At 58.2% G+C, this 6,132-nt stretch carries 4 protein-coding genes and 1 pseudogene; 3 read left to right on the forward strand and 2 right to left on the reverse strand.

What is annotated here, in order from left to right; genetic code table 11:
• Complete coding sequence (sltY, locus tag ACMWL8_RS10650; protein ID WP_028015448.1) at positions 1-1,938, reverse strand: murein transglycosylase; 1,938 nt, start codon at positions 1,936-1,938, stop codon at positions 1-3.
• Between the two features lie 227 nt (positions 1,939-2,165).
• Here sltY and ettA point away from each other — a divergent pair, with 227 nt between their 5' ends.
• Positions 2,166-3,833, forward strand: coding sequence for an energy-dependent translational throttle protein EttA (ettA, locus tag ACMWL8_RS10655; protein ID WP_003856515.1), 1,668 nt, complete (start codon positions 2,166-2,168; stop codon positions 3,831-3,833).
• A gap of 63 nt (positions 3,834-3,896) precedes the next feature.
• On the opposite strand, the gene ACMWL8_RS10660 is transcribed toward ettA, so the two are convergent.
• Complete coding sequence (locus tag ACMWL8_RS10660) at positions 3,897-4,796, reverse strand: LysR family transcriptional regulator (protein WP_028015447.1); 900 nt, start codon at positions 4,794-4,796, stop codon at positions 3,897-3,899.
• A gap of 108 nt (positions 4,797-4,904) precedes the next feature.
• On the opposite strand from ACMWL8_RS10660, the gene ACMWL8_RS10665 reads away from it, so the two are divergent.
• Both ACMWL8_RS10665 and ACMWL8_RS10670 read left to right on the forward strand, forming a co-directional pair.
• The gene (locus ACMWL8_RS10665) at positions 4,905-5,906 is read left to right on the forward strand and encodes a zinc-binding alcohol dehydrogenase family protein (protein ID WP_045259418.1); all 1,002 of its coding nucleotides are present in this window, start codon (positions 4,905-4,907) and stop codon (positions 5,904-5,906) included.
• A 96-nt stretch (positions 5,907-6,002) separates the two neighbouring features.
• Positions 6,003-6,132 (forward strand): annotated as a pseudogene (locus ACMWL8_RS10670) (IS481 family transposase); the annotation flags it as partial.

Below are 6,132 nucleotides of genomic sequence, written 5' to 3' on the forward strand. Positions count from 1 at the left end.
TCAGTAACGTCTCTGCCACTCGGCATCGCTCATCAGGGTATCTTTCTGCCCCATGAAGTAGCGATAGTAGGCGTCATAGGCCAGCACGTTCTTCACGTAGCCGCGCGTTTCCGAGAACGGAATGCTCTCCACGAACGCCACTGCGTCAATGCGTCCTGCACTGTTGCCAAGCCAGGTGCGCACGCGGCCCGGACCGGCGTTATACGCCGCCGACGCGAAGATGCGGTTATTGCCAAACTGCTGATAGACATACTGCAAATAGCTGGTGCCGATGTTGATGTTGGTATCCGGATCAAGAAGCTGTGACGGGCTGCTGTAACCTGGAATGTTGAACATCTTCACCGTATGCGTCGCCGTCCCCGGCATAATTTGCATCAGCCCGCTGGCACCCACCGGTGAACGAACTTTCGGGTTCCATGCGCTCTCCTGACGGGCAATCGCCATGGCGTAGCTTTGCGGGATATCTTTGCCGCTGGTGTAGCGGTCAAACAGATCCTTATACGCCAGCGGGAAACGCTCTTCGAGATGGTCCCACAGCTTGCCTGAAATCGTCGCCTGCACGCTCAGATCCCACCAGCGATTATCAAACGCATAGCGGGCAAGCTGCGCTTTTTCATCCGTGGTGCGGCTGGTCACCAGGTTGGCCCACTCGCTGCGCGCGGTGTTATCCATGTTCCAGTACATCAGCTCGCGCACGCGCGCCATCTCTGGCCCCTGCGTCAGAGCGGGGTTCGCGTTAGCGGGCGCTTTGTCGATCTTAAGCGTGTACTCCTCGCCCAGCCGTTGCGCCGCCGCCATCGGGTAGAACCCGCGCTGCTGCATCAGCGAGTGAAGAATCTCTTTGGCTTCGTCTTCACGGCCACGCTCCAGCAGCAGATCGGCCTGCCAGTAGCGCCATTCGTCCTTCTCTTTGGCTTCCATCGGCAAACGCGCGAGCCAGGTGTTGAGGCCACGGCGGTCGCCGGTGCCCAGCGCCATGCGCACGCGGCGCTCGACAAGCGAGGTCGAGTTTGAGCGCATGATCGCATCGTCACGCCAGCGCGCCTGTTCGTCGGTCACGTCCGTGCCCATCAGTCGCCAGGCCACGATGTCGCGCAGCTCCTGGGTTTGATCTTCATTCAGCTGCTGCGCCTGCACCAGCTGCGGGATCATCAGCCGCGCGTTTTCGACATCGTCACGCGCCACGCTGGCAAAAGCTACCGCCGCCATCTGGCGGGTAAAATCGGTCGAGCCCGTGCTGCGGGCAAAGGTCAGGACGCTGTTCGGATCGTTTGCCAGCGCGATAACCGCCGAGGAGATCGTCTGGTAATCGGACGGCATCTGCCCTGCCAGCGCGGTTACCAGACGCGTGTTGCCGGCTTTCATCGCCAGGCGGATGCGCTCAAGGTAGGCCAGCGGATCCTGCTTGCCGGAAGCGCGCCATGCGCCGAACAGGGAATCACAGGCGTTCGGCTGGCTTTTGCCGGTCAGCCACAGATCTTTCGCCCCGGCCCAGGCCTCTTCCTGCTGCCCGGTCGCCCATTTCGCATAGTAGTAATTACACTGCGCTTCGGTGGTATTCGGCTTGTCAGGGCTAAACGCCAGCAGGCCGCGCCAGTCTTCACGCCGCGCCAGCTCATTCACAAAACGAGACTGAAGATTTCGGGCAGGCGGCAGGGTCGGGTTCGCCTGAATGAAATTATTCACGGTGACGGTCGGTTGATTCATGAGATCGTCCGTGATCTGGCGATACTCAAGGTACGGATACAGCGGATAATCCTTCAGCGTCGGCATCAGCGCCTGCACGGTATCCATCTGCTTGTTGTCCCACGCCTGTTTAATCTGGGCGTAGCGGTTACGTTGTTCATCCAGTGAATCGGCATGCACCGCCTGGCTTACCGCCATTACGCATACGCTGGCAGCCAGCAGACGCCAGACCACCCGTTTGGCTTTTTCCACAAGCTCTTCCTCATTGTTTTTTCGTCAATTGCAGCGTCTTGCCACGTCAAAGTCACAACAACTTATGCTAACCAGGCATCCAGCAACGCGCCACGTCATGGACACTTTTTTACCTTTCTTGCGCGTTTTAACACTCCCGACGTTCCTGGCTGGGATTAGGGCGTGAAAAAGGCTACACTTCGAGGCTGAAATTCCTTCTCATTTACGATAAAAGAGGCGAAGTCCACGTGGCTCAATTCGTTTATACCATGCATCGTGTCGGCAAAGTTGTCCCGCCGAAACGTCATATTCTTAAAAATATCTCGCTGAGCTTCTTCCCGGGCGCAAAAATTGGTGTGCTGGGTCTCAACGGTGCCGGTAAGTCCACCCTGCTGCGCATCATGGCCGGCATCGATACAGACATCGAAGGTGAAGCCCGTCCGCAGCCAGGCATCAAGATCGGCTACCTGCCGCAGGAACCTCAGCTGAACCCGGAACACACCGTACGTGAATCCGTTGAAGAAGCGGTATCCGAAGTGGTTAACGCGCTGAAAGGTCTGGATGAAGTGTATGCCAAATACGCCGAGCCGGATGCGGACTTCGACAAACTGGCCGCTCAGCAGGGCAAATATGAAGAGATCATCCAGGCGCACGACGGTCACAACCTGAACGTGCAGCTGGAGCGCGCGGCCGATGCCCTGCGTCTGCCGGACTGGGATGCGAAAATCGCGAATCTCTCCGGTGGTGAACGCCGCCGCGTGGCGCTGTGCCGCCTGCTGCTGGAAAAACCAGACATGCTGCTGCTCGACGAACCAACTAACCACCTGGATGCGGAATCCGTGGCGTGGCTGGAGCGCTTCCTGCACGACTTCGAAGGCACCGTTGTAGCAATTACCCACGACCGTTACTTCCTCGACAACGTCGCCGGCTGGATCCTGGAGCTGGACCGCGGTGAAGGTATTCCGTGGGAAGGCAACTACTCTTCCTGGCTGGAGCAGAAAGATCAGCGTCTGGCGCAGGAAGCGTCTCAGGAAGCGGCCCGTCGCAAGTCTATCGAGAAAGAGCTGGAGTGGGTGCGTCAGGGCGCGAAAGGCCGTCAGTCTAAGGGCAAAGCCCGTCTGGCACGCTTTGAAGAGCTGAACAACACCGAATACCAGAAACGTAACGAAACCAACGAACTGTTTATTCCACCTGGAGCACGTCTGGGGGATAAAGTGGTTGAAGTGACCAACCTGCGTAAGTCCTACGGTGACCGCGTGCTGATCGACGATCTGACCTTCTCCGTACCGAAAGGCGCTATCGTTGGCATCATCGGTCCGAACGGCGCGGGTAAATCGACCCTGTTCCGCATGATGTCCGGTCAGGAACAGCCAGACAGCGGCTCAATCACCCTGGGTGAAACCGTGAAGCTGGCCTCCGTAGACCAGTTCCGTGACGCGATGGATAACAGCAAAACCGTGTGGGAGGAAGTCTCCGGCGGTCTGGATATCATGCGTATCGGCAACACCGAGATGCCAAGCCGCGCCTACGTTGGCCGCTTTAACTTCAAGGGCACCGACCAGGGCAAACGCGTGGGCGAGCTGTCCGGCGGCGAGCGTGGTCGTCTGCACCTGGCGAAGCTGCTGCAGGTGGGCGGTAACGTTCTGTTGCTCGATGAACCGACCAACGACCTGGATATCGAAACCCTGCGCGCACTGGAAAACGCCCTGCTGGAATTCCCGGGCTGCGCCATGGTTATCTCGCACGACCGCTGGTTCCTGGACCGTATCGCGACCCACATCCTGGACTACCAGGACGAAGGTAAAGTGGAGTTCTTCGAAGGTAACTTCACCGAATACGAAGAGTACAAAAAACGCACGCTGGGCGCAGACGCGCTGGAGCCGAAGCGTATTAAGTACAAGCGTATTGCGAAATAAAAGCAAAACGGCAACCTCGGTTGCCGTTTTTTATTCAGGGTGAGGGCATCAGGCCGCACAACATCACCCACCCACGTAATACCGCTTCACCTCATCAAACTGCATCGCAAACTCGATATAGCTCATCAGCGCGGGCGAATTCAGCTTCCGGCTCGGATAGGCCAGCCAGAGATCGTTACCTTCAACGCGCCATTCCGGCAGCACCTGAACCAACGCCCCCTTTTCGATCTTATCTTCCAGCAGAAATGCGGGCAACAGCGTGATCCCCGCCCCGGCAATCGCGCATTCGCGGGCGTACACCAGATTATCGGTCATGTGGCCGTTGTCCGGCAGGTAGCGGTAATCCTCACCCTCGCTTCGCAGCAGCCACTCCGACCACGCCCGGTGCGTAATACAGCGGTGCTCCACCAGCTGTCGGGGATGGATTAACGGCTCCCGGCGTGCCAGGTAGTCCGGCGAGGCCAGCATGTAGCGCGGGCAGTGCCCGATCATTCTGCCTATCAGAGAGGAGTCCTGCGGCTTGCCGGTGCGCAGCGCCACGTCAAAACCGGACTCGACCAGGTCCACCACGTCGTCAGAGATCGATACATCGAGCGACACGTCAGGATAGCGAAGCTGAAACTCGGCATTCATATGCGCCAGCAGGGTCGCGCCAATCCCCGCCGGGCAGGTAATACGCAGCCTGCCGCTGGGGTTTTCACGCAGGCGCTGAATGGCGTACTCCGCCCGCTCGCTGGCCGCCAGCATCTCGCGACAGTGCACCAGATAGTGCTCGCCCGCGAACGTCAGGCTGATCCTGCGCGTGGTGCGATTCAGCAGACGGATCCCCACCTGCTGTTCAAGCTGGCTGATGCGCTGGCTGACGCTGGATTTCGGCAGTTCGGCTTTCAGCGCCGCCGCGGTGAAACTGCCCATCTCCGCCACCAGCGCAAACAGCGCCATATCCTGCAGCTGTTTAAACATGATTGTTCACCCTGTACGAACGCTGAGTTCATGATTGTCCATCTTATCATGCGGCTGGCCACTTAATAGACTAGCCTCAACAAAACGCATTCCATTGAGGAGCACACCATGTCAGTGAAAGCCATTGCCGTTAACCCAGAAAATCCGTCCACCTTCATTGAAATCACCCCGCCAATGCCGACGCCTGGCGAACACGATCTGCTGGTAGAGGTGAAAGCCGTATCTATTAACCCGGTTGATACCAAAGTGCATGCAGGCATCGCCAAAAATGGGCTGAACGAGCCGCGAATTCTGGGGTGGGATGCCAGCGGGGTCGTCAAAGCCGCTGGAGCTGGCGTCACCGACTTCAAACCAGGTGATGAGGTGTGGTACGCGGGCGACATCACCCGACCGGGCAGCAATACCACTCATCAGCTGATAGATGCGCGCATTGTCGGCCACAAGCCTGCCAGCCTCGGCTGGGCGGCAGCCGCTGCGCTACCCTTAACTGCGCTCACAGCGTGGGAAGGTCTGTTTGAACGGCTGAATATTCAGGACGCCGAAGCGGACAAAACCCTGCTGATCATCGGCGGCGCGGGCGGCGTGGGATCGCTGGCGATCCCGTTTGCGAAGCACAACAGCAAGGTGAAGATTATCGCAACCGCTTCACGAGAAGATTCCGCCCGGTGGTGCCGCGATCGCGGTGCTGACGTAGTGGTCAACTACCGCGATCTAAAAGGCGAGCTGGCGAAGCAGGGACTTACCTTCGTGGATTATATTTTCATCCTCAACGACACCGACGGGCATTGGGATGCGGTCAGTGAACTGATTGCGCCGCAGGGGCATATTTGTTCCATCGTTGAGAATGAACATCCGCTGAACCAGGACAAGCTGAAGTCCAAATCCGCCGCCCTGCACTGGGAGTTTATGTACACCCGCAGCATGTACCAGACCGCTGATATGGCGCGTCAGGGTGAGATCTTAAATGAGGTGGCGAAGCTGGTGGATAACGGCGTGGTGGAAAGCTCGCTCAGCGAAACGCTGCACGGGCTGAGCGTGGAAAGCATTACCGAAGCGCACCGTAAGGTGCTGGAGGGGCATATGCGCGGGAAGGTGGTGGTTGAGTTCTGAGGTATTCCCCCCTCACCCCTGTACGGTCCGGAGACATAGTGAACACTTGTTCGGGGACATGGTAGACACTTACAACTGAGGCATAAGAACCCGTTTATGGAGTCGCTTATGCCCTGGGATGCGAGAGATACCATGTCATTACGTACCGAGTTTGTGCTGTTCGCCTCGCAGGACGGGGCGAACATCCGTTTCCTCTGCCGTCAGTTCGGCATTTCTCCTGCCACCG

Source organism: Enterobacter sp. 04-C-12-SI-ECC, assembly GCF_047530715.1.
GTDB lineage: Bacteria > Pseudomonadota > Gammaproteobacteria > Enterobacterales > Enterobacteriaceae > Enterobacter > Enterobacter bugandensis.

Excerpts from the sequence above, each read along its gene's own strand:
- ACMWL8_RS10665 (WP_045259418.1), top strand. The coding sequence starts at position 4,905 with ATGTCAGTGAAAGCCATTGCCGTTAACCCAGAAAATCCGTCCACCTTC.
- ACMWL8_RS10660 (WP_028015447.1), bottom strand. The coding sequence starts at position 4,796 with ATGTTTAAACAGCTGCAGGATATGGCGCTGTTTGCGCTGGTGGCGGAG.